Raw genomic sequence first — 3109 nt, 5'->3', positions numbered from 1 at the left:
GCCATTCCCATTTATCTTTAATTGCCACACAGTTAGCTGACATCTCATTTGCATCATGAATAAGGCGGGCTAGGGGTGGAGAGGCAGATGGCTCAGACCGGTGACCTCATCCTGGCCGGTTATTAGGTTCATATTCTGGACTGCCTGCCCTGCGGCTCCCTTGACAAGATTGTCGATACACGAAATGACAACCACCGTCCCTGTCCTCGAGTCAACCCTCGGGGCGATAATGCACATGTTGGTGCCCCTGACATCGGCAAGACCCGGCAGCGGCTGGTCCGATCCCCTGACCCGCACAAAGGGCTCGTCCTGATACCGTTCGGCAAACAGATTGACAACCTTACGCTCATCAGGTTTCGACACCGGGCGGGCGTAAATGGTAGACAGGATCCCTCTGTTCACAGGAAGAAGGTGCGGCGTAAATGTAAGTTTCACCTCCCCTCCGGCAACGCGCCGGAGTTCCTGTTCCATTTCGCTGATGTGCCGATGATGCCCGGCGATATTGTAAGCGGAAAAGTTACCGGCGACCTCGGGAAAGTGGAGGTTCGGTTTAGGTTCCCTGCCGGCGCCGGTCACACCGGATTTACTGTCTGCTACGATCCCTTCGGAATGGACGGTCCCCGATTCCAGCAGGGGAACAACCCCAAGGAGCACACTGGTAGGGTAGCATCCCGGGTTAGCTACGAGCCGCGCCCCGGTGATCTTTTCCCTGTGTAGTTCCGGCATCCCGTAAACAGCCTGAGGGAGGAGGCCTTTCCGCGTGTGCTCGCCGTACCACATCTCATAAAGTGCCGGATCGGCCAGCCTGAAATCCGCGGACAGGTCCACCACCATGGCGTCGGCCTCCCTGAGCTGTCCAACAGTTTCCATCGCCTCACCGTGGGGCAGGCAGACGAAAAAAAGCTCGGCCGCCTCAATGGCCTCGGCGGGGTGGAAAACGGAGAGGACAATTTCCGGTGCTCCCGCAAGGTGTCCGACAGCTTCCGACAGCCTTTTTCCGCTCCATCTTCTCGATGTCGCGTAACAGACCCTGGCCCCGGGATGTGCATCCAGTATCCTGACAAGCTCCATGCCGGTATAACCGGTGGCGCCGACGATCCCGACCCTGATCATGTTTCAATCTCCCCGTTCGTGAATGTTATCCTTAATGAGACAAATTACCACTTAGTCAGGCTCGTGAAAAGAAAGATAAAGCAGCTAATTGATTGATCTGGGAGTTTGTGGAAAATGGCATGTTTTTAAAACACCACGTAATTCCAATAATTACGGTTCATCCGGTTAATGCGTACCTTGGTGGTATCACCCCGGTTCATTTAAAAGATTTTAACCACGGGTACACCCGTCTTCGCCACTCAAAAGGCGTGACTACGCTGCGACAGAAAGGCGTGACGAAGACGGAAGTCCGAAGGACAAAGACGGGTGGAGCGGCCTTCAGCCGGCCGCGGCTGCCTGTCACGGAAGAACCAGTTCTTTCGCTCCAACCCGAAAAAAAAGGAAGGGCGGCTGCCCTTCCTTTTTGAAAATATTGCCGGATTTCCGATCAACGTTTGCTGAACTGGAACCTGGCACGAGCGCCGCTCTGGCCATATTTCTTTCTCTCAACCTCGCGAGCGTCACGGGTTAGATAACCGGCTTTTTTGAGAGGCTTCCGATGCTCGTCGGAGACCTTTAGCAGCGCCCTGCTGATGCCGTGCTTGATGGCCCCCGCCTGGCCGCTGATACCGCCGCCGTTGACATTGACCTTGACATCAAACTGGCCTGTCGTGCCGGTCACCTCGAAAGGCTGCATGATGATCATCTTGAGCGTAGCTCTTCCAAGATACTCGTCGGCGTCCTTCTTGTTGATGAGAACACGTCCTTCACCAGGAACAAGATAAACCCTCGCGACCGAAGTCTTTCTTCTGCCGGTGCTGAAAACCTGATTTTCCGTCATGTCAATTCCTTAATTTAAAGTTCCGGATTGGACTTTTTGCGACTCTATCAAAGTTCGATCTTTTGGGGCTGCTGGGCCTCGTGGGGATGATCCGGACCGGCATAGATCTTGAGCTTGGAGATAAGTTTGCTCCCGATACGGTTCTTGGGCAGCATGCCCTTGACGGCGCTCTTGATCACCTGCTCGGGCTTTTTCTCGAGCATCTCCCTTGCCGTCCTGCTCTTGATGCCTCCAGGATATCCCGAATGCCGGTAGTATATTTTTTCGTCCAGTTTATTGCCGGTAAGGCGGATCTTCTCAGCGTTCACGACGACGACGAAATCGCCTGTGTCTACGTGGTTGGTAAAAACCGGTTTGTTCTTACCCCTGAGAATGTGGGCGATCCTGGAAGCCAACCGGCCGAGGACCTGATCCTGAGCATCCACGATCACCCACTGCCGATCGACAGTTTCCTTTTTGGCTGTAAAAGTCTTCATTTTGTATCTGCCTTTGTCCTTTTTGAATATCAATAAACCCCAATGGTGAACGGTGGAAGTTAGTACAAAAGCACACCTATGTCAACAGTGCAACACAGTGTAACAACCATAGAAAGATCTTGTGCACAAGTGCACCGGTGCACTTGTGCACAGGGTTTTTTTCAACTTCAGTTCGTGAGATCGCCTCGCACAGTCTCAAGGGAATAAAGAAGAAAATAGATCAGCACCAGACCTGAGAGCAGCAGGGGAGCCAGCTTCCCTTCCATGATCCAGAAGTTCTCAATTAGCGGGTAGCTCTCCCAGAACGTTTCCGGCATCCCGGGAGCAAAGTAGTTGAGTATGCCGAACAGGAAGGGCGGTACAAAAAAAAGGAAAACGATCCCGAACTTGATCATGCGGTTGACCACAGTGACATGACCGACATCATATTCGATAAAGAGACCGATGACGATGAAAGGGATGACGAACACGATGACTTTGAACGCGAACAGGAGGATGTCCTTCCACATCGCGACTTCGATCCCTGTGACTGTCCCGACTACCGGTGATAAAAAATCCATATATCCTCCCTGCTGTGGAAATATAGGGGACAGAATGGACGGTGTCAAGAATGATGGACTCGAAAAAAGTCCATCAACGCGCCCCGCGCGGGGCGCCCAAATCAATGACAAGCCGCGCCTGGGAAGGGCGCCCGGATCGA

General features: G+C 53.2%; 4 protein-coding genes. All 4 read right to left on the bottom strand.

Annotation, left to right across the window (positions count from 1 at the left end; translation table 11 throughout):
• Nucleotides 1–69: 69 nt before the first annotated feature.
• Nucleotides 70–1113, bottom strand: a complete 1044-nt coding sequence (argC, locus tag P1S46_12000; protein MDF1537192.1) for an N-acetyl-gamma-glutamyl-phosphate reductase — start codon at nucleotides 1111–1113, stop codon at nucleotides 70–72.
• A gap of 427 nt (nucleotides 1114–1540) precedes the next feature.
• Nucleotides 1541–1933, bottom strand: a complete 393-nt coding sequence (gene rpsI / locus P1S46_11995) for a 30S ribosomal protein S9 (protein MDF1537191.1) — start codon at nucleotides 1931–1933, stop codon at nucleotides 1541–1543.
• Nucleotides 1934–1980: 47 nt separating this feature from the next.
• Nucleotides 1981–2409 carry a 50S ribosomal protein L13 gene (gene rplM / locus P1S46_11990; protein ID MDF1537190.1) on the bottom strand — a complete coding sequence of 143 codons (429 nt, stop codon included), beginning with the start codon at nucleotides 2407–2409 and terminating at the stop codon, nucleotides 1981–1983.
• Between the two features lie 167 nt (nucleotides 2410–2576).
• Nucleotides 2577–2969 carry a hypothetical protein gene (locus P1S46_11985; protein MDF1537189.1) on the bottom strand — a complete coding sequence of 131 codons (393 nt, stop codon included), beginning with the start codon at nucleotides 2967–2969 and terminating at the stop codon, nucleotides 2577–2579.
• Between the last annotated feature and the right edge of the window lie 140 nt (nucleotides 2970–3109).

It is taken from the genome of bacterium (assembly GCA_029210545.1).
Taxonomy (GTDB): Bacteria; BMS3Abin14; BMS3Abin14; order BMS3Abin14; family BMS3Abin14; genus JARGFV01.
Note: the sequence above shows the minus strand (reverse complement) of the source record. Positions and strands in the feature narration are given on the sequence as shown.